We start from the raw sequence: 19,422 nt of genomic DNA, 5'->3' as shown, positions 1-19,422 counted from the left end.
GCCGGACTCATACAGAACTCACTAGAAATCCCGATGTGCGTGGCTCCTCGGGTGACCTCGGGTTTAACCCGAGCAACCGGGTGCCGAATATATTCGGGAAAGTTCACACAGATCAGGAAATCGTACGACGATCGATGTCGTACGGCGTGAATGAAAGAGCGACCGGATACGGTCGGCAGCTAATACATTTGCAGCGTCGGTAGCTGTCAGCTCTTGGCCAGTTGCTGCGGACAGTAGAATTTCGCTGAAATGACCGCGAATTCGGCGGCGGCGTCCAACGTAAATCCCGCATTGCGCTTTTTGATGTCGTTCACCAACTCGAAACCAGATTCGCCGTTGTCCAGACAGGTACACACGGCCCGGGCCGACCCGATGGCCTGATCGGAGTTGCTGTAACCGATGTCAGCGGTGCGCAACGCGGCCAGAAAACCTGCGTCGGCGGCATCCGGCCCATTGCCCGGATCGCCGTTCGCCGGTGCGGCGCAACCGATCATGACACCCGCGCAGGTCAGCGTCAGCAGCCATCTGAACATGCAGAATTTCCTCTCCCTCAGCCCAAATGGGCATCCGCCGGAACAACCTGGGGTTTGTCGCCATTGGTGAGGTGCACGGCATGGATGCCGGGTTTCTTCGCCAACTGTTCGAGCAGGCTGTCCAGGCCCTGCTGGTCGACGGTGTGGTGCTGCACGCTGTCGGGCCGGTCCGATATCTGCGCAACCATCCGCTTGAGCAGCTCCGGTGACCTGAGATCCTTCAGGTCTTTGACCGGGGTGAGGCGGCTTCGCGCACCGGTCACCGAGCCGGGGGCACCGGCACCGAGTGCGCTGCCGGCCATGCCCGCTGATGACATCGAACTCAACAGGCCGCCCTGCCCGAGTTCGGCCGCGGGCACCGCTTCGTTGCCGGCTGCCGACAACGCTGCGGCGACAGTCCGGATGGCCGGGGTGTTGGCGGTCCAACTCGGTGGCACGGTGAGCGCACCGACCAGCGTGCCTCGACCCAAATGCGCTGTGGGAGTTGGCGACACCGCGCTGGTCAGCCAGCCGTGACCCCAGTGCGGGGTGAGTCCCCCGCCCAATGCGTCCTTGGGCAGCCCGCCGAGCGCGGACGTCGGCTTCGCGGCGAACTTGAGGAACTGCGATGCGGGGAGGTTGATCAACAGGCCGATGTCGTTGAACTGGGTGGTGAAACCGAGGGGGACCTTGACCGCGGAATACAGGGCGGTGAATGTCGATGCGCCGCTGGACCCGAACAGTCCGTTGAGCAGTCCGGTCACGGTGGCGGTGTAGTCGGTGCTCAAGTTCACCAGGGTCTGCAGCGGCTGCGAGAGCGGTTGCGCCGCCGACAGAATCGTCTGGGTGAGCGCGTTGACCACCTGGGGAGGTTCGGTGAACGGCGTCACCTCGCTTGCGGCTGCCGATGAGGCGGCGTAACTGTCCATCGCGACGGCGTCTTGTGTCCACATTTCGCCGTACTGGGCTTCCAGAGCCGCGATTGCGGCGGAGTTCTGCCCAACGATGTTCGTGGCCACCAGCGACGCCAACTGGCTGCGGTTGGCCGCGATCTGCGCCGGTGGTACGTGCCCGGCGAACGCCGTCTCGTAGGCGGCGACCGCGGCGTTGGCCTGGCTGGCGGCCTGGGCGGCCTGGGCAGCGGTCTCGCTCATCCAGGCCACGTACGGTGTCGCTGCCGCGGTCATCGCCTGGGCCGAGGGTCCTACCCAGGGTGCGCTGGTCAGGCCGGCGATCAGTGCGGCATAGGACGCGGCGGTGGCGTGTAGCTCGCTGGCCAGCCCGTTCCAGGCCGCGGCGGCGGCCAGCAGCGGCCCCGATCCCGCCCCGCTGTACATCCGGCCCGAGTTGACCTCCGGCGGAAACGCTGCGTAGAACACTCTTTCTCCCCCTACCTGGACTAGGCACCCTCGAGCGGTGGAAGCACGAAGATCATCGCTGCGGCCGGGTCGGCCGCGGTGACGACACCGCCCAGCGAACTGCTGCCGCCACCGGCACCCGTGGCGGTGGCACCGAGGGCCCGCCCGGCCAGGCTGGACAGCGCCATCTGGCCGAAAACACCGGCCTCCCCGGCGGACGTGGCAGCCGGTACGGCGGCCACATTGGTGGACAGTGTCGCGGCAACTGTCCGGACGGCCGGAGCCGCCACCGTCCAGCCCTGGGGCACCGACAGGGTGCCCACCAGTGCAGCGCGGCCCATAGTCGCCGTCGCCGCTCCCCCGGACGAAGTCAGATGAGGGGTGAGCGACTCGGCGATCGGGGCCAGTGCGCCGGTCACCGGTGGTGCGGGGGTGGCGAACGCCTGCAGCCCCTGCCCGTTCTGGGCGTAGGCATAAACCTGCCCGAACGACAGGAACGGGCCGCCCGGGATCGACGACCAGCCCTGCAACGAGAACGGTCCGGTCAGGGCTGCCATGGTGGTGTTCCAGTTCGCCACCTCGGTCGCCAGGCCCGACGGCAACGACACGGATGCCAGTTGCGGCAAGGCGAGTCCGGGCAACAACGAGGTCGAGCCTGTCGTCGGTGCAGCCGCAAGAGTTGATGTCATGCCCTGCAACGCATTCGGGACAGATGCGAGCAGCTGGGCGGCCGCCGGCGCGGCTGCGCCCGAGGCGGTCGTGGTCGGCGGTGGTTCGGTGAACGGGGTGAGCTGTGTCGCGGCCGCCGAGGAGCCGGCGTAGGCATACATAGCCACGGCATCCTGAGCCCACATCTCCAGGTACTGGGCTTCCGTGGCGGCGATAGCCGGTGTGTTCTGGCCCAGGATGTTGGTGGCGATCAGCGCCAGCAGCTGCGCCCGATTCGCAGCGATCACCGGCGGCGGAACCGTTGCCACAAAAGCGGTTTCGTAAGCGATCGCCGCCGCCTTGGCCAGTGCGGCCGCCTCATCGGCGCGAGCTGCGGTGGCTGAAATCCAGGACACGTACGGACCGGCCGCGGCGGCCATCGTCATAGCGGTCGGTCCCTGCCACGAGCCCGCTACCAGTCCCTCGATCGCGGACGCGTAAGCGACTGCGGTCGAATACAATTCGGCCCCCAACGTGTCCCATGCCGCTGCCGCTGCCAACATCGGCCCCGCGCCGGGACCGGTATACATGCGCCCAGAGTTGACCTCTGGCGGAAGTGCCCCATAATCCATGCGCGTATACGCCCCTTATCCGCCAGTAGTGATCCTTCGCGTGGTTTTGTTGAGTTGCCGACCATGTGCTCTACCAGAATCGAATCGCATTTCTCCAGCCCCCGCTCGATATGATGAATGTTCGTTGCGGCATATTTTCGCAACGTTCCCGGTAGGTAAGCGCGATGTAAATAACTTATCGCACCACCGTCCGAACTGCTGTGATACAGCGAATTGTCTAAATACTAACAGCAAACTCCAAGGTCAACGGCGTAGCCATGCACAATAGGTTGACAAGTTATCATCTGAATATTTCAAAACAATGGCGCCGGGCATTGTGAATACCGTCGGCGAACTTTGCAATTCACTGAAATGGATGCGCGAAGCAGCAGCATGTGCGCCGCCCGCGAAAGCAGTGGGTCAGGTCGAGTCGACGAAGCGCGGCCGTCTTCGGCGGTGGGGCCCGGCGGCACCGCCGGTCCGACCCGGGGACACCGCCCGGCAGGCTCTCTCTGACTCGAGGAAAAACGTACGCATCACGAGGGCACACGGTACGTCCTGATGCCTGCTACCCGGCTGCCTCGTACCTGACGGTTCGCTGAGAGCGCTGTTTTGCCTGGTCAGGTGGCTGCGCGTGCTATCCGGCCGCGGGCGAGCGGGCCACGACCGTGGGGCGGAACCCGTATTGCGGGACAGCCCGGCCGAAGGGTTGACCCGCGAGGTTGCCCAGCGGCACCCCCGGCATACCGGGCGTGCCGGACGGCGGCGGCGCGACCATCGGGGTGCCACCAAGCGCGGAGTGCAGGGCGCCGGGCGGTGGGGTGGCCGCAGCCCAGGCCGGGGGCACGGACAGTTTGCCGACCACGCCGGAACTGCCAGATCCGAGGGCGGTGAGACCGCGCGTTTCCAGCGGCACGGCGCCCCCGCCCGCGCTCGGTACCAGCACCTGCGCGGCGTCGGCCACGTCGGTCATCGCTGCGCTGCCGAACAAGCTGGAGAGGGTTCCTATCGTGGCGCCCGGGGTGAACAAACCGGTGGAGGTGATCGTGTTCCACACGTTCGCGTTGGGGCCCCATGCGGCCATGAACTCCGACCAGCTCGACGTCCCGGAACCGGTGAGCGCGGTGGTCGCGAGGTCGGCCAGGCCGCTGCCGCCGTCGGCACCGGAAAGCCCCTGCAGTGCGCTCGGCACGGCGGACATCAGCTGCGACAGAGCGCTGTGCTGGCCGAGAGCGGACGCGTCAGCCGCCTGACTGACCGCGGCCGCCTGGGCCGTGAGACCGCTGGGGCTGGTGATCTGCTGCGGCGCGACGAACTGGTCCAGCTCGGTGGCTGCCGCCGAGGCGCCGGCGTAGCCGTACATCGCGGCGGCATCCTGGGCCCACATCTCCAGGTACGCGGCTTCGGTCGCCGCGATCGCCGGGGTGTTCTGGCCCAGGATGTTCGTCGCAATTAGTGCGGCCAACTGGGTGCGGTTGGCCGCGACGAGTGGCGGTGGCACTGTCGCGGCGAATGCCGTCGCGTAGGCGGTCACCGCGGCCTCGGCCTGCGCCCCGGTCTGCTCGGCCTGCACGGCGGTGGCGTTGAGCCACACCACGTACGGCGTGGCGGCGGCAGCCATCGAGGCCGCCGCGGGCCCGAACCATTCGTCACCGGCCAGCGCGGACAGCACAGCTTCGTAGGTCAGCGCGGTGGCGCGCAGCTCGGCGGCCAACCCGTTCCATGCCGAAGCTGCAGCCAGCATCGGCGCGGCACCGGCGCCGGCGTACATGCGTGCGGAGTTGACTTCGGGTGGCAGAGCGGCAAAGTCCAGTGCGGCGGTCATCGGTGGTCCCCCTTGAGTTCACCCCTGCTGGGGCACGAAACCCGGGTCGCCAAGAACGCAATTCCACGCCTTTTTCCGCGCGCAATTAATACGCGCTTCGCGATATCAGCGAGCGCCGTTTGCGGCTATCAGAATGCGATTCAGGCGGCGATGCCAGTGCCCGGGTCGGATCGAAACGAAATGGTCGTCGATTTCGAATACGGACTATCGTCGGGACTCATTCCGCTCTCACCTCCTCAGGGTCGTGGCATGCGGGGATGCCGGGTGCACGACGCATGGGATGAGAGTCCAGCGGGCACGACGGCCCACCAGATCACAGCACCCCTCTCGACAGAGCTTCGGCACCACACGGCGTATCCAGCAGTAATGCTGGAAGCCACTTGGGCTCAACCCTTAAGCCGGGAAGAGCTGTCCTGACCCTGGGCGTCTTTCGACGTTCGAGGTCAGTGGCCTGTGTCCGTGCAGACGCCTCACCTAGCGAGGTGCATGCAGTGGCAATAATGGCACTCGCGACGACCAGAGTCAACTCAGACGTCCCGTCGAATTCGAATTCCGATATTCGAAAGGCGGGAATTGCCGGGACTTTCTTTGGGCGGCGTTATCCCGCAGCCACCGGTCGCGGCATGATTGTCAATCGGGAACCGTAGCGGGGGCCGTTGCCCCAACTCCGTGCGCACGCGTTGGCGGCAGGCAGTGCGGGCATCCCGGGTGCGCCCGCGGCGGATGCCGGAACGGCCGCCGTGCTGCCCGCGCCGGGTACTGCGCCGAACGGCTTCGCTACATCGACGGCGGCCGCCCAGCTCGGCGGAACAGACAGGCGGCCCACCAGGGACGCCTGAGTGCTGCCGGCGGCGACTCCCCCCACGCCGGACGGCGCGGTCGTTGCCGTCATCGCGGCGGCCTCGGCCGAACCGGCGCCGGCGATCTCTGGCTCCGCCCCTTCGACCACCCCGTTGACGTCGGCGACGGCATCGGTCACCGTGGGCACGATCAGTGCCGGCGCCGTATATCCGGCGGAGACGACGCCGTTGAACAGGGAAGAGTTCAAGAAGACCCCGACGGCGTTGCCGTCGTTGCCATCCAGGAAGTTCAGGACATCGACGAGCAGACCTGTCTGCGGAAGTGCGTCAAACGGAGAGGCCGCCGCCGGCGCGGCGAGATCCTGCAGGGTGGCCGGTACCGATGCCATCGCCCGCGCGACCGCGGCGGCTTGGTGGGCCGGACCGGACGGGTCGGCGGTCTGCGCCGGCTCGCCGAACTGTGTCAGCGCGGCAGCCTCAGCCGCGCTGGCGGCGTAGGTGTACATCGCCGTCGCGTCCTGAACCCACATCTCGGCGTACTCGGCTTCGGTGGCCGCAATCGCGGCGGTGTTGATACCCAGAAAGTTGGTGGCCACCAGCGCGAGCAGTCGTGCCCGGTTCGCGGCGACCACGGCGGGGGGAACCGTCATCGAGTACGCGGCCTCGAAGGCCGCCGCAGCTGCTGCGGCGTGACTGGCCGTCTCTTCGGCCTGCGCGCCGGTGCCGCGCAGCCAGTCCAGGAACGGAGCGACCGCGGTCATCATGGCGGTCGATGCCGGACCCAGCCAGCCGTCGTCGACCAATGTGGACAACACCGATTCGTACGCCGTCGCGGTCAACCGCAGCTCGTCGGCCACCGCATCCCAGGCCGTCATGGCGGCCAGCATGGGCGCCGAGCCCGGCCCGGTGTGCATGCGCAGCGAATTGACTTCAGGGGGGAGGGCTCCAAAATCCAATGCCAGCACCTCCTTCAAACCGACCGTCCGTCGGTAACCGCCGGTGTTGCGGAACCGATCAGCGATATCGCGGTTGTCTCCCCCCTGTCATCCAGCGGCCGGTGGGCGTCCCATGATCGTCGGCCGGAATCCGTAGCGCGGCGGACTGCCGAAGTTGTTGCCGGACATGCCGAGTAGCGGCATCCCCGGTGCGCCGGGCAGACCGGCCGCCGCCGCTGGGACCACTGCGTTGCTGGTCCAACCCCCGCCCGGCGCCGCGGTACCGGCGTAATTGGCCACCGCGCTCGCCGCTGTCCAAGTCTGGGGCACCGACAAACGTCCGACCAACGCCGACTGGTTCGTGCCAGCCGTCACGCCGCCCCGGGCAAACGAGACGTCGGCGGCGTCCTGCAGCGGGGGCAGGTTGGCGGGGTTGGCCGGCGACCGCGACGGAATCGGGGACGCGTTGCCCTCACCGGAGCCCATGCCTGGCACGTCGGACTCCGTTGCACCCAGCACCACCGCGTTGATGTCGGCCAGGCCGGCAAACGCCGCGGGGGCCACGATCGCGGGGCTGACATACCCGGCTGAGATGAATCCGTTCGCCAGGCTGGAGTTCAGGAAGGTGCCGTACGGGTTCCCATCGGCTCCGTCCAGGAAGTTCAACAGGTTGACCAGCAGATCCTCACCGGGGAAGGCTTCGGCCGTTGCCGCTGCCGTCGGTGCAGCGAGGCCTTGCAGCGTCGACGGCACCGACGACATCAGTTGCGGCAGCTCGGTCTGCGTGAGGTTGGCTCCGGCACTGGCGGCGGCCTGGGTGACGGCCTCGCCCTGCCGGGCCTGCCCGGCCGGGTTGGTGGTGGGCGCCGGGTGGGTGAACGAGCTCAGCGTGGCCGCCAGCGCGGACCCGACGGCGTAGCCGTACATGGCCGCCGCGTCCTGGGCCCACATCTCGCCGTACGCGGCCTCGACAGCGGCGATCGCGGGCGTGTTCTGACCGAGCAGATTGGTCGCGACCAGCACCGCCAACTGCTGGCGATTGGCCGTGACGACCGCGGGCGGCACGGTTGCGGCAAATGCCGATTCGAACGCGCCCGCGGCCGCCGCCGCCTGAGCACCGGCCTGCTCGGCCTGCAGCCCGGTGAGGCTCATCCAGGTCAGGTACGGGATGACCGCGTCCTGCATGGCTGCCGCCGCCGGACCCCGCCAGCCGTCGCCGGTCAGCACCGAGATCGCCGTCTCGTAGCCGGCCGCGGTGGCACGAAGTTCAGCTGCCAGCCGATCCCAGGCCGCGGCGGCGGCCAGCATCGGTGCCGAACCCGGTCCGGTGTACATGCGCAGGGAATTGATCTCGGGTGGCAACGCTCCGTAATCCATTGCCGTCACCACCCTCGGACTTGCTGAATATTAGCGAAAGACGTTGCTGCACAACCAACTTCCGGCATCATTCGTGGCACAGGATGGGGCATCGGACTTTCTCCTTGTTGAGAATGGTCCGACCCAGCTACGGACGCCGGCCGCTTCGGGTGATGATCGATAGCGCGTGCGACTCGCTGCGCACCGTGTGTCGGGTACTCGCGCCAACGGGAGACTGCGGACGCCGCGACCGGATCGGGGAATGGTCATCGACGGGGAATCAGCATTCGACAGATCAGTGCGGCCCCACCTCCCGTCACTGTCGCGGCAGCAAAGCACCGCTGTGGTGGCCCAGGCCGGGATGACGCCGCCGTCCGAGTTTGCCGGGCGTGCCGAATCCTTCCGTCCCAGCGCGAAATTTCACACAGCGTAGCGGGCTGTGGCGGCCGCGGCGGGCAGTTGCGCACAATCCATATTCCGGCGCGCCGTGCCCCACCGATAGCGGGCGGTTTCGGCGAATCGAGCGGGTCCGGGCCGCGCTGCGGCGGGCACCGGGTCCGATCCGGGCCGGCGCCGAGTCAGCGCGGTAGCTGTCCCTGGCGTCTGCGCCCAGAGGTTAGCTGCAGATGTCGCCGGTCACTTGTTGCGCTTCTCTTCCGCGACGGCCGCGCTGAGACCTTCGGCGAGGTCGTCGCGCGTCAATTCGCGGAACCGTCGCAGCTGCGCTTCGCTGAAATCGGTCAGGTCACTGTTGAGCACCGCGTCCAGATCCTCGTCGTCGAGCCGGAAACTGCGGTGGTCACGGGCCTTCTCGACCACGTTGCGCACAAATCCGGCGTTGCCGAGCATGTCGATGCCCCGGATCAGGTCGCCGTCCTCGGAGTAGGTCTCGTCGAGGTAGAACTTGGTGTAGGAGGGCAACAGAATCGAAGCCTCCTCCTCGGTGATGACGTCCTCGTTCTCCCGGCCCATCAGGACGGTCAACGCCACCAGCTCGTCCGGGGTGTAGCTGAAGAACTCGATCACCGTCGAAAAGCGCCGGCGGAGGCCCTGGTTCACCTCCAGCATCTTCTCCATCGCCTTGGCGTAGCCGGCCCCGAACACCACCAGCTCGTCGCGGTGATTCTCCATGTAGAGCAGCAGGGTGTTGATGATGGCGTTGCCGTAAGGGTCGCCCTGCGAGTAACCCTTTTCGTGCAGGGTGTGCATCTCGTCGAAGAACACGGCGCCGCCGAGTGCCCCTTCGAGCATCTCCTCGCAGTTCTTCTCCGCGTCGGCCATGTAACGACCCAGCAGTTTGGTCCGGCTGGTCTCCACCACCACCGGCTTGCGCAACACCGTCAACCCGCACAGCTGCTTGCTGAAGGCCCGCGCCACCGATGTCTTGCCGGTGCCGGGCGGCCCGAGCAGCAGGGTGTGACGCGAGGTCACCGGAACCGGCAGCCCCATCTTGGCGCGCGCCAGATTCACCTTGGTGGTCGACTTGATGAGCTTGATTTCCTTCTTGGCCTGCTCCATGCCGAGCATCGCGTTCAGCTCGGCGTCGCCTTCGGCCAGGTACCGGGCGGCCTCCTCGGCGTGCCGGGCGGCTTCGGCCTGCGCACGCGACGGCGCGCTGTCCGGATCCCACGGGTCGGTGCGGGCCTCGATGGTCTCCGGATCGGTCAGCACCAGCCGGAAGTTGGGGTTGTCCAGAGCCTCTCGGGCCGGGGTGAATTTCGCGTCGCGGGAATACACGCGGCGCAGCAGTTCGACGGCCTCATCTTCGCGACCGACGTGCCGCAGGCACATGCCCTGGGTGTACAGGGCGATGTTCGCGGCCCCCGGTACCCGGTCCCCCTCGATGGCTTCCTGCCCGCGCCGGAAGGCCTCCTCGAAGACGCCGAGCGACGCCAGCGCCGTGGTGGCCATCGCAGCGCCGGCCGCCTTCAGCTCCGGGTGCCGCCACTGGGTGGCCTCGGGGAACTGCACCAGCACCTCAGGCCACCGTTTGGTGCGGAAATAGAGCACCCCCCGCACATAGCTGACCAGTTCGCTATCGAAGGGATGGCGGGGTTCGGTGGCGTCGAGCAGGGCAGCCGCTTCCTTGTACCGCTTGTTCTCGGCCAGTACGGCGGCGTAGGCGCAGGCCAGGGAATCGACGCTGGTGACGGCGAGCCGCAGGAACAGCCCGTCGGAAACCTCGGGCCGGAACTGCAGGTCGGTGACACCGAGGCGGCGGGTCTCCCAGCCGAATGTCCTTACCGCCGCCCAGGCGCCGGCCAGCACCTCGATGCTCTGGTCACCGGCCAGGATGCGCGCCAACCAGGCATCACACATGCCGGCGTCGAGTTGGGTGGCGGTGGTGAACATCTGCGCTGCCACCGTCGGGTTGTGGCTGGGCTGCAGTCCGTTGACCGAGATGCCCGACGCCAGCAACCCCGCGACCATGGCATTGCGGGCATCTTCAGCGGCAGACTGCGCTCGCGTCATTGTGCTGCTGAGCTGGTCACGTGCTCCGCGTCGTGACCCATTGGCAATTCCAGTTCGTCGTGGTCTCTGAGTTCGCGGCTCGGGACCACCAGCTGTGCCCGCGTCGACGGCGCCGGCAGGCTGGCCCGCACCGCCGCCAACTGCCGACCGGTGAGCCGGTTGAGTCCTGTGGTCAGATCCCTCGGCAACCGGGCTTCACTGTGATAGCGCACCCATGCCGCGAGATGGGGCCGGCCGCCCCGGGTAGTCAGTCGCACAGTAACCACCGTAGCGCCTACTTCCGGCGCCGCCGACAGCCAGAGTGCGTCCAGCGTCTCAGTGTCGATGTCGGACGGCGTCACCCAGAAACTGGTCACAAAGCCGTTGAAGTGTTTGAGGTGCCGCCATCCCGGCCGGCTCCAGGTGGGTTCCAGGTCGGCCAAGACCGCGCTGTCCACTTCGGCCAGTTCATCGGCGGTCAGCGGGCGCGCTGTGCAACTCTGTCCGTCCAGGTCCTGCACCAGTCGCTCGGTGGCCGCGACCAGGGTTGCCGCCAGGGAATCGCGGCATACCACGGCAGCCACGTTGCGCTGCGGGTTCATCCGCAACACCAGCCAGGTGCGCCGTCGGTCGGCGCCGCGCCGCTCGGTCCCCGCCTCGTTCGAGCCCCACCCGTCCGGGCCCCACTCCTCCAGGGAGGCCGACGCGCGGGCAGCTTCGGCGCCGCCCCGCACCTCCACCGAGACGATGTCGATGCCGTCCAGATGAATATCGAACTGGCGCAAGCCGTTTGCGACCGCTGCCACCGGCAGGACGGGCGAGCCCGCGGTCGCGCGGTGATGATGAAGGCCCGGGTGATTGCCGCCGTCGGCATCGATCTCGAGCACACTGACCAACTGGCCCCGGTACTCGCGCACGCCCACCGTGTCACGGCCGAAGCGGCGCTTGAAATCGGTCGCCGGGGTGCAGCCCGCCCCCAGGGCGGCGCCGGGGTCGGCGGACCAGTCCCACAGCCAGTTCGCCACACCCGAGGTCACGGTGATGCCGTGGTAGGTGACGATCGACAGCAGCGTCACGATCACCGCGAGGCCGACGCCCACCCACCACGCCACCCGGTTGTCGCCCTGCCACGACTGCGGCGCGTGACTGGCGAGCACCAAGATGAGCACGACGGCCAGGAACACCGCGGTCAACCGCGGCCAGGTCAACGACAGCCCGAATTTGCGCTGCGCCTTCATCGTTGTTTCCGCGATCGTCGCATCAATGTCGCTGTACCGAACACTGCTCCGCCTATCAGTAGTGCCGCAGCCAAGCCTCCGCTGGCCACCCACACCGGCGCCATGTTGCGCGGCGGGGGGGCTTTCGGCAGCGATAGCGGCGCCGAAAGTTGTTTGGGTGCCTGCGGCGGTCCTTGAGGAACATCCCATGTCAATGCCGCGACCGGGTCGACGACACCGTAGCCGACCTGGTTGTCCACCCCCCGGGCGGGCGGACGGGCCGTGTGGATCAGGCGTTGCATCACCTGGTAAGCCGACAACTCCGGGTATTTGGCGCGCACCAGGGCGGCCACCCCCGACACGATCGCGGTCGCGAAGCTGGTGCCCGCCGGCGTCAGCAAAGTGTTGTCCGGACCGTCGATCGCGTTGATCAGACCGTCGTCGCGGGGCGAAAGCCCCATCACGTCGGTACCCGGCGCGGAGATCGACACCCACGGTCCGGCGATGCTCATCTGCGACAACGGCTGACCACTCGTGTCGACCGCGCCGACGGTGAGGACGAAGTCGCTGAACCAGGACGGCGTCACGACCGTGGTGACGGAGTTCCAGGCACGCGGGTCGTTGGGCGACAACGGGTCGAAGATGGTGTTCTGCTTACAGTCCTTCTTGCTGCTGTCTCCGGCCGCGGCGATGATCAGCGCGTTCTTGTCGACCGCGGCGTAATGCACCGCGGCCCCCAGCGCCCGCTGGTCGATGACGTTGCGGGCGCTCATGCAGGTCACATCAGAGATGTTGATGATCTGAGCACCCATGTTCGCAGCATGGACGATCGCGCGGGCCATCGTCTGAACGTTGTCGATCTTCGCGGCGGTCTGCGGGTCCTCGTCGCCGGTGTAGGCGTCCTTGAGACCGAACGCCTGGCTGGACTGGCGGATCGAGATGATCTCGACCTCCGGCGCGATTCCACTGAACGCGTCCGGCGGAGGTCCGGTCGGCGACGGGGGCGGTGGAGCGGCCGTCGGCGTGGGTGACCCCGGCGCGGAGGTCGGCGGTGCCGTCGAGGTGGAAGCGGACGACGACGACGAGGTAGACGAGGTAGTAGTGGGCGACGTCGACGTCGACGGCGACGGCGAGGTCGTCGTCGGTGCCAGCGGCCGCGGGTGATCGACGGGACGGATCTTTGCACCGCCGCCGTACCCCGGGATGGTCACCGTGCCGCCGCCCCGGTTGGCTGACGGCGCCTGGCCCGGTCCCGGCGGTGCCCCCGGTGGCGCCCCTTCGGACGGCGGGGGCGCTGGAGCGGGGATCATGGTGATGGTCGGCGCCGGCAGCGGCGACAAGGTCACGGTCTGCGGTGGCGGCGGTTTTTCCTGGGTGGGAATGGTGATGGGCCGCCGTGGCGAGGCCGGTGGTGGCGAGGCGCCGTTGGCGGGGGCGCCGCCGATCATCGAGGCCACCAGGGTGCCGTGGGCGTCACAGTCGGATAAGCCGTCACCGCCGGCCATCACGTAGTCGCCACCCGGAATCAGCCGCGGCAACCGGGGATGCGGGGTCACGCCGGTGTCGATGACGGCGACCTTGATGCCTTCACCACGCCCGAACCGCCACGCCTCGGTGAGATTCAGCATGTCCATGTACTTCGGCTGCACCTTGAAGTCGGTGCCGGGCAGCACCCCTACCTCGGTGCAGTAGGAATTCTGCTTCGTCGCGGCGATCGGCCCGGGCGGGCTGTCCGGTGGCAGCGCACCCGGGTCGATCTGCGGCGGAGTGATTGCGTACGCGGGCGGCATGCCGGCCAGCGCACCACCGGTGAGCAGCATCGCGGCCAGGGTCGCGCTGCTCGCACGACCCCGCCACGACCACGTGCTACCGGTAGCGGATCGCTGCATAGACGTTCATCAACCACAATGCCAGCGGGAAGATCGGCATCAGGCAGAGGTATTCGATCCATTCCACGAACTTGCGGAACAGCGGACTGTAGACGGTGTTGGGCACCACCGCGGCAGCGGTGAGGCCCGCGGTCGGCAGGGCAACCAGCACCGCGGCCGCGATCGACACCGACAGCGGCGACGAGAGCACCAGGGCGTAGCGCACCGCCACCACGGCGATGATCAGCACACCGGTGGCGGCCAGCGTAATGGCCTGCCAGCGGTCGACGTACGAGCGGCCACGCAGCACCAGGAACCCGGCGGTGAATCCCGCGAGGATCAGCGGCAGCCACCGCTCGTGGGTGTGCGGGTTGCACAGGGCGGAGAGAGTGACGACTACCAGGACGCCCAGCCCGATCAGCAGACCGCTCAGGAACGACCGAGCCCGCTCGGCCTGCAGCAACACATCGCGTACCGAGGCCGGTCCTTCCAGGGTGGGCGGGCCGCCCTCCGAGCGCACCACGGTCGTGGGCAGGTCGGGCCGGGCCTCGAACACCCACCGGCTGGTCGCCGACGGGAACACCGGCAGCCGGATGCCGGCCAGTCGCCGGGACAGTGCCGGGGCGGCGTGGTACAGCAGGACGCTGGCCAGCAGCAGGCAGGCCAGCAGGGTGACCGCGCTGGTGTTGGCGACCATCCGGGACAGGCTGGCCAGGGTGGCGAGCGCGCTGATGGTCACGATCGCGGTGTAGATCGCCAGCCGGCGACCGGTGAACCGCAATGCCAGCGCCGCACCGACGGCGAGGACGCCGAAGCCCAGCACGGCGTGCGGCGAACCGACCGGTCCGGGTGGTGCCGCGGCAGCCGCCACCGTGACCGGGACAAGTCCGCTCATCAGCAGGATGTCCGCGACGCGGCGGTCGGCGTCGGTCTTGGCGCGCATCAGCAGCATGCCGGCCACTACCAGCACCAGGACGCCGACGATTGCGGCGAAGATCGTGGTCAGCCAGCTGTTGTGGTGCCACCGCCACCAGCCCAGCACGCCGGAGGCCAGCACCACGCCGGTGGCCACCATGGACGCGCCGACCTGAAGGGCCATCACCGGGTCGATCGCGGCGAAGCGCTTGCTGAGGTTGGACGAGACCGCGGTGGAGATGTGCTCGATGACCTGCGAGCGGTGTTCGGTGTCCGCGACGAACCGGATCCACAACCGGTCGCCGTCGAAGACGTCCTGCTCGGTCAGCGACTGGGTGGCGCGCAGTGGCGTGCCGTCCACCAGGCACAGCGCCCAGCGGCCGCGCCCGGTCGCCTCCAGCGGGGTCTCCCCGAGTTCACGCAGGCGGCTGTTGACCACCTTGAGCAGCGGGTCGGTCATCACCGAGACCGGCGCGTTGGCGTCCAGCAACACCCCGATCTGCACCCCCTCGCCGGCCATGATGCCGACGACGACGGCCCTGGGCGACGAAATACCCTCGATGTCAGTCTGTGGCGCGTCAGCTACTGCGGTCATCGTCCTGCACCTCCCGCCGTGGCGAATGAGTTAGCTTCTGGTTTTTGCTGCGTGGTGGGCTTGCTCGGTGTGGTCACCGAGGCGCCGGTGGCTCCGCTGCTCCCGTGGAGCTGCGGCTGGACTGACTCCAAGTTCATGTGCCTCGCCTCGCGCTGATAGTTGTGGTGACGTGCTGCTTTTCCTGGTGCAACCCGTCCAGAGCAGTATGCCGTGTTGACATCCCGCTCGCATTTTATGTTGAAAAATGTTGTCTGACTGCGTGTTTCGTAACGGCGTTGTTAAACCCTGCTGTGCGATTTCCATTCGCCGTACGGCAGCGTGTCCAGCACGGTCTTGACTCCCACCTGCACCAACTGTGGGGTGGCCGGGCAGATAGCCAGCCATGCCTCGCCGGAGCCGGCCGTCCTGGCCTGTTGGTAGAGGGCGATGCGGCCGCCCGAACCGTCCTTCAAAGACAGCACCGACGAGCTCGGTCCTTTGGCGTCGTCCCGGTACTGGCGCGCATACACAGCGACCTCAGCAGCGGGATCGGACAGCGCCTGACCTAGCGCGGCGACGGTGGAGGCGCTGATACCCATGCGCCGCAGATCACCGCCGGAGAACACGTTGAAGCCCGACTCCTGCCACGACTTGGTGGCTTCGAGCATCTCCTCGAGGGGCACGTTGACGGCATTGATCGCCGCCGGGTCGGCGTGGTGGATGGATTCGAGCCCGTCCAGCACCAGCGCGGCAATCGAGGCGCTGTCAGAGACGACGACGTCATCGACGGTGATGTCGTTGCCCACCCGCACCGCGGACACCCAGTGTTGGGCGCGGCGGGCCAGTACCACCCGGAATTCGTTGTCGGGGATCTCACGCGAGCCCGGGGGCTGATTCTCGTCGTCGACGACGCCGTAGAGCAACTTGCCCCGCGACAGCAGCGCAACGACCTCGAGGTCGGGCGCGGCAAGCACCTTCATGCGCGCGGCCACCTGTTCGTTGACGGTGTCGCCCACCACGATGCCCTGCTCGCGCATGACCGCCATGCCCGGATGTTCGTTGAGCCAATCGTTGTTGTCGGTGGAGACATACGGCCGGCACCGCAACTCCGGTGCTACGTGCCGGATGTCCAGCAGTGCCTGCAGCATCCAGAAACCGTCGACATTGACAGTGATGTCCGTGCGGGTGCTCTGTTGATCCATCCCCTACCTCGTTGACTCTGTGTGATGACTACAGGACACGGCAGCACACCGACTTACCTGGTGTGCTGCCGCGTCCGCAGTTTTGGTTATCAGGCCCAGCTGGAGCCGACGGCGCTGTCAGTCTGCGCCATGTTGTTGCCGGCGGACTGAACCTTCTGGCCGTGGGTGTTGGCCTGCTCGTAGATCACCTGGAAGTTGCGGCCCAACTGGGCGATGAACTCCTGGCAAGCCACCGAACCGGCGCCGCCCCAGAAGTCACCGGCAGCCAGCACATCGCGAACGATGGCCTGGTGCTCGGCCTCCAGGTTGGCGGCCTGGGCGCGAATGAGCGCGCCGTGGGCGTCGACGTCGCCGAACTGGTAATTGATGGTCATATCTGTGTTCCTTCTGTGTCGGGTCGGTCGGGCTAGCTGCTGAGGATCTGCTGGGAGGCCTGCTCTTGCTGCTCGTAGTTGTTCGCGTCGCGAACCAACCCGTCGCGCACCCCGTGCAGCATGTTCACGATGTTGCGGAAAGCGGTGTTCATCTGACCCATGGTGTCCAGCGAGGTGGCCGAGGCCAGACCGCTCCAGCCCGCACCCGCGATGTTCTGCGAGGACGCGTACATGCGACGGGCCTCGTCCTCGACGGTCTGGGCGTGGGTCTCGAAACGGCCAGCCATGGCCCGCATTGCGTGCGGGTCGGTCATGAAGCGAGTTGCCACTTGATGTCTCCTTGTTAGTGAATGATCTGGATTTACAACGCGATGGCCGATCAGCGCTACAGGCGTAACCGCCGACCGGGAAAAACTACGGAGAACCCCCTCTTCCGTCAGCCGGCGGCCACCGGGCTGCGTCACGGCCGGAAAGGTGTCGAACCCGAACCACGCTGTTCGAGTCGACGGCGAATGCAGGTGATCCGAAGTGACGGCCTCCGACCAAGCCGCTCAACCCCGAAATCACCGCCTGTCTGCCAGTTCGATCAGCCTGCGGCGGCTGCGTTGGCGGCCTCGGTGGCCGCGTACGAACCCGAACTGGTGGCCAGAGTGTTCACGAACATCTCGTGAATCGCTGCGGCCTGGGCGCTCACGGCTTGGTACATCTGCGCGTGCGCGGCGAACTGGGCGGCGGTCAACGCCGATACCTCGTCGGCGGCCGCCGGAACCACCCCGGTGGTCGGGGCGGCCGCTGCCGCGTTCTGCGCGCTCATCGCGGTACCGATACCCTGCAGGTTTCCGGCCGCCGAGGTCAGCGCCTCCGGCTGTGTGGTCACGAAAGACATGCTTTTTCCTCTCAAATCTTCTCAGTAACCGCTCTCTGCAAGAGAGTAGATGACTGCGTCGGCCACCGGTCGCCTCAAAAGCTACCCGTTGGCAGTTGTTCACTGGACGGTAAACCTTATTCACCTGGTGTAACGACACAGTAACAGCGGTTAACCCGATTTGGCTTGACCTCGCACCAGTCCATGGCAACCTCCCAGCTTCGGACCGCCGGGTTGTGCCGGGCTGCTCCGCCGCGACGGCTACGACACCGGCAACTCGGCCTTGTGCCGAGGGCAGTATGCGTCGATGCTCGCCCCGACGAAGAAGCCGGCATGAAAAGCCGGCATGCTGCTGCTGTTCAGCACGTCGCTGGCCACCTCATTGGGCGACATGCCGCTGTCGAGCCTGTCGCAGACGAAGTGTGCGGCCTCGATCGCATGTGAGTTGGAAATGTGGTCGGTGATGCCTTCGGACCGCAACTCGGCGAGGAATTTGTCGTCGACGGTGTCAGCGTGTGCGGGCGCGCCCGCGCCGAGCAACGCCAGCAGCGCCACCGCGATAAGCCGCCGATACATTCTGATGCTCCTGCAGATCAAGTGGTTGAGCCGGACCGCGAACCATGCCGGCTCCGGCATCCTGGGGTCGATTCTCGCGAGCTCGTCGCGAAGGCTGCGGCTATCCGGCGGGCATCGGGCGCGCCATCACGGTGGGTTTGAACCCGTAACGGGGCCCCGCGCCCGCCCCGCGCGTGCTGCCGCCCCCGCCGACGGGCATGCCGCTGAGCACGTTGCCGCTCTGCGCGCTTTCGCCCGCGATGATCGGCTCGCTGATCATCTGTACGGCCGGACGCACGGTGGGGGCGGCCGATGCGCCGGGCCACGAGGACGGAACCGCCAGGTGCCCGATGTGGGCGCCCTGTCCCAACCCGGCGGCCACCTGGCCGCCGGCCGTTCCCAACGCCCCGCTGATCGGCGGCGCCGCGACAGCTGGTGCGGCCGCGGCCGCGGCGGGAGGGTTCAGCCAACCCGCTGATTTGGCGATCTGGACGCCGAAGTTGCCCATACCCACGCTGAAGTACGGCAGACCCTCGGTGTTGTAGAAGAAGCTCGCGTAATTGGAATAACCCTGCATGAAGGTGCCCAGGTTGTTGGGCAGCGTGGTTTGCCCGGTCAGCAGGAACCAGATTTCGGTGAGGATCGGATAGTCGGTCGCGGCCGCCTGGGCCAGTTGTGACGCTCCACTGGGCGTGGACAGCAACCCCAACCGGCTGGTGATCTGATGGAAGAAGCTCTGCAGCGACTCCTGGATCGAGGCCACCGGTGTTGCCTGTGCGGCGGCGACCGCGGCCACCTGAGAGTTGGTTCCGATCGGGTCGGCGATGGCGGGCGCCGCGTCGAACGGCGACAGGTCGCTGGCCGCCGCCGCGGATCCGGCGTAGGTGTACATGGTCGAAGCGTTCTGGGCCCACATCTGTGCGTAGCCGGCCTCCAACTGTGCGATGACGCCGCTGTTGATGCCGAAGATGTTGGTCTGCAGTGCCTGCTCAAGCTCGGCGCGGTTGGCCGCAACCAGCGGCGGTGGCACGATCGCGGCGAACGCGGCTTCGAAGGCTGCCGCCACCGCCTGCGATTGGACGGCGGCATGCTCGGCTCGGGCGGCGGTAGCCGTCGTCCAATCCACAAAGGGTTGTACGGCTTGCACCATGGTCGCCGAGGCCGGTCCCAGCCACTCTTCGCCGGCAAGCAGGGCCAGCACGGCCTCATAGCCCTGGGCCGTCGACGCCAACTCGGCGGCCAGGGCGTTCCAGGCCGAGGCGGCGGCCAACCAGGAGGCCGCGCCCGGCCCGGAGTACATCATCGCCGAGGTGATCTCGGGCGGCAGGGCAGCCAAATCCGTTGTCATGTACTGAC

The 19,422-nt window shown here is 67.3% G+C and carries 16 protein-coding genes and 1 riboswitch; all 16 genes read right to left on the bottom strand.

The annotated features are described in order from the left end of the window. Positions 1-206: 206 nt before the first annotated feature. Positions 207-533 (bottom strand): DUF732 domain-containing protein, encoded by a 327-nt coding sequence (locus AC5Y5Z_RS22200; RefSeq protein WP_499918916.1) that lies wholly within the window; start codon positions 531-533, stop codon positions 207-209. Positions 534-550: 17 nt separating this feature from the next. Beyond that, on the bottom strand, positions 551-1,891 hold the full coding sequence (locus AC5Y5Z_RS22195) for a PPE family protein (RefSeq protein ID WP_499927566.1): 1,341 nt from the start codon (positions 1,889-1,891) through the stop codon (positions 551-553). A gap of 20 nt (positions 1,892-1,911) precedes the next feature. Further along, positions 1,912-3,150, bottom strand: coding sequence for a PPE family protein (locus tag AC5Y5Z_RS22190; RefSeq protein WP_499927564.1), 1,239 nt, complete (start codon positions 3,148-3,150; stop codon positions 1,912-1,914). 616 nt (positions 3,151-3,766) lie between these two features. Continuing rightward, positions 3,767-4,954 (bottom strand): PPE family protein, encoded by a 1,188-nt coding sequence (locus tag AC5Y5Z_RS22185; protein WP_499927562.1) that lies wholly within the window; start codon positions 4,952-4,954, stop codon positions 3,767-3,769. 315 nt (positions 4,955-5,269) lie between these two features. Then, positions 5,270-5,443, bottom strand: a riboswitch (M-box (ykoK) riboswitch). Positions 5,444-5,552: 109 nt separating this feature from the next. Then, positions 5,553-6,710 (bottom strand): PPE family protein, encoded by a 1,158-nt coding sequence (locus AC5Y5Z_RS22180; RefSeq protein ID WP_499927560.1) that lies wholly within the window; start codon positions 6,708-6,710, stop codon positions 5,553-5,555. Positions 6,711-6,797: 87 nt separating this feature from the next. Next, positions 6,798-8,066: a PPE family protein gene (locus AC5Y5Z_RS22175; protein WP_499918908.1), complete on the bottom strand. Its 1,269-nt coding sequence runs from the start codon at positions 8,064-8,066 to the stop codon at positions 6,798-6,800. A gap of 615 nt (positions 8,067-8,681) precedes the next feature. Beyond that, positions 8,682-10,517 (bottom strand): type VII secretion AAA-ATPase EccA, encoded by a 1,836-nt coding sequence (eccA, locus tag AC5Y5Z_RS22170; RefSeq protein WP_463825412.1) that lies wholly within the window; start codon positions 10,515-10,517, stop codon positions 8,682-8,684. Then, entirely contained in the window at positions 10,514-11,734 is a 1,221-nt protein-coding gene (eccE, locus tag AC5Y5Z_RS22165; RefSeq protein ID WP_499927558.1) for a type VII secretion protein EccE, read from the bottom strand. Before eccE ends, eccA begins: the two co-directional genes overlap by 4 nt. Continuing rightward, positions 11,731-13,602 (bottom strand): type VII secretion-associated serine protease mycosin, encoded by a 1,872-nt coding sequence (gene mycP / locus AC5Y5Z_RS22160; protein WP_463825410.1) that lies wholly within the window; start codon positions 13,600-13,602, stop codon positions 11,731-11,733. Before mycP ends, eccE begins: the two co-directional genes overlap by 4 nt. Continuing rightward, positions 13,580-15,091 (bottom strand): type VII secretion integral membrane protein EccD, encoded by a 1,512-nt coding sequence (gene eccD / locus AC5Y5Z_RS22155; protein ID WP_463825409.1) that lies wholly within the window; start codon positions 15,089-15,091, stop codon positions 13,580-13,582. The genes mycP and eccD overlap by 23 nt, the downstream gene beginning before the upstream one ends. Before the next feature lie 278 nt (positions 15,092-15,369). Next, positions 15,370-16,272, bottom strand: a complete 903-nt coding sequence (locus tag AC5Y5Z_RS22150) for an ESX secretion-associated protein EspG (protein WP_463825408.1) — start codon at positions 16,270-16,272, stop codon at positions 15,370-15,372. A gap of 89 nt (positions 16,273-16,361) precedes the next feature. Next, positions 16,362-16,646: a WXG100 family type VII secretion target gene (locus AC5Y5Z_RS22145; protein WP_463824768.1), complete on the bottom strand. Its 285-nt coding sequence runs from the start codon at positions 16,644-16,646 to the stop codon at positions 16,362-16,364. Between the two features lie 32 nt (positions 16,647-16,678). Further along, a complete protein-coding gene (locus AC5Y5Z_RS22140; RefSeq protein ID WP_463824769.1) occupies positions 16,679-16,975 on the bottom strand; it encodes a WXG100 family type VII secretion target in 297 nt (98 codons plus the stop codon). Between the two features lie 257 nt (positions 16,976-17,232). Then, positions 17,233-17,532, bottom strand: a complete 300-nt coding sequence (locus AC5Y5Z_RS22135; protein ID WP_463825407.1) for a PE family protein — start codon at positions 17,530-17,532, stop codon at positions 17,233-17,235. A 240-nt stretch (positions 17,533-17,772) separates the two neighbouring features. Then, positions 17,773-18,087 carry a DUF732 domain-containing protein gene (locus AC5Y5Z_RS22130; protein WP_463825406.1) on the bottom strand — a complete coding sequence of 105 codons (315 nt, stop codon included), beginning with the start codon at positions 18,085-18,087 and terminating at the stop codon, positions 17,773-17,775. Between the two features lie 100 nt (positions 18,088-18,187). Beyond that, the gene (locus AC5Y5Z_RS22125) at positions 18,188-19,414 is read right to left on the bottom strand and encodes a PPE family protein, SVP subgroup (RefSeq protein WP_499927554.1); all 1,227 of its coding nucleotides are present in this window, start codon (positions 19,412-19,414) and stop codon (positions 18,188-18,190) included. Positions 19,415-19,422: the final 8 nt, after the last annotated feature.

The organism is Mycobacterium sp. NGS29, assembly GCF_059812965.1.
Note: the sequence above shows the minus strand (reverse complement) of the source record. Positions and strands in the feature narration are given on the sequence as shown.

Coding starts and splice junctions, on each gene's coding strand:
- AC5Y5Z_RS22200 (WP_499918916.1), bottom strand. CDS start 533: ATGTTCAGATGGCTGCTGACGCTGACCTGCGCGGGTGTCATGATCGGT.
- mycP (WP_463825410.1), bottom strand. CDS start 13,602: ATGCAGCGATCCGCTACCGGTAGCACGTGGTCGTGGCGGGGTCGTGCG.
- AC5Y5Z_RS22150 (WP_463825408.1), bottom strand. CDS start 16,272: ATGGATCAACAGAGCACCCGCACGGACATCACTGTCAATGTCGACGGT.
- AC5Y5Z_RS22185 (WP_499927562.1), bottom strand. CDS start 4,954: ATGACCGCCGCACTGGACTTTGCCGCTCTGCCACCCGAAGTCAACTCC.
- eccD (WP_463825409.1), bottom strand. CDS start 15,091: ATGACCGCAGTAGCTGACGCGCCACAGACTGACATCGAGGGTATTTCG.
- AC5Y5Z_RS22130 (WP_463825406.1), bottom strand. CDS start 18,087: ATGTATCGGCGGCTTATCGCGGTGGCGCTGCTGGCGTTGCTCGGCGCG.
- AC5Y5Z_RS22145 (WP_463824768.1), bottom strand. CDS start 16,646: ATGACCATCAATTACCAGTTCGGCGACGTCGACGCCCACGGCGCGCTC.
- AC5Y5Z_RS22135 (WP_463825407.1), bottom strand. CDS start 17,532: ATGTCTTTCGTGACCACACAGCCGGAGGCGCTGACCTCGGCGGCCGGA.
- eccE (WP_499927558.1), bottom strand. CDS start 11,734: ATGAAGGCGCAGCGCAAATTCGGGCTGTCGTTGACCTGGCCGCGGTTG.
- AC5Y5Z_RS22125 (WP_499927554.1), bottom strand. CDS start 19,414: ATGACAACGGATTTGGCTGCCCTGCCGCCCGAGATCACCTCGGCGATG.
- AC5Y5Z_RS22175 (WP_499918908.1), bottom strand. CDS start 8,066: ATGGATTACGGAGCGTTGCCACCCGAGATCAATTCCCTGCGCATGTAC.
- AC5Y5Z_RS22190 (WP_499927564.1), bottom strand. CDS start 3,150: ATGGATTATGGGGCACTTCCGCCAGAGGTCAACTCTGGGCGCATGTAT.
- eccA (WP_463825412.1), bottom strand. CDS start 10,517: ATGACGCGAGCGCAGTCTGCCGCTGAAGATGCCCGCAATGCCATGGTC.